The sequence below is a fragment of the Stenotrophomonas sp. A3_2 genome (assembly GCF_036624925.1).
Lineage (GTDB): Bacteria > Pseudomonadota > Gammaproteobacteria > Xanthomonadales > Xanthomonadaceae > Stenotrophomonas > Stenotrophomonas hibiscicola.
This window is the reverse complement of the sequence record NZ_JAZKVY010000334.1, coordinates 1-376: the sequence shown is the minus strand read 5'-3', so window position 1 is coordinate 376 and position 376 is coordinate 1. Positions and strand designations below refer to the sequence as shown.

Sequence of the window (376 nt, the reverse complement as noted above, 5' to 3'; positions counted from 1 at the left end):
TTGGCGATGGCCGCAGCCAAACCGATCTCCTGCCCGCAACCCGCCGCCATGCCGGCGTCATTGCCTTAGAGCAGGAAAGCACCCCCGCGGTCACGCTGCGCGTCCAGGGATTTGCCGCCGATCGCCGGTCGTCTCAGCGCTACTTCGCGCTCAATTCGCCGGTCACGGTCACGTCTGCGAACCCCTTCTACGTCGATCCGATCGGCACCGGTCAGCCGGTCCGCGTCACCTATGATTTCCGGAAGGACCTCGGCGCGCCGCTCAACAGGGCGCACGTTACCAACTGGGCGACCTCGGCCTCGCTCGAGGCACGGCTCGGTCAGTGGCATGGCGAAGTCTATGGCAGCTACGGCCAGCAACATGAACAGCTGGATTC

1 protein-coding gene is annotated in these 376 nt (G+C 65.2%); it reads left to right on the top strand.

The features are described 5' to 3' along the window. Positions 1-376: hypothetical protein (locus R5H29_RS16175; RefSeq protein WP_332329460.1), on the top strand; the 376-nt coding region annotated here is incomplete at both ends.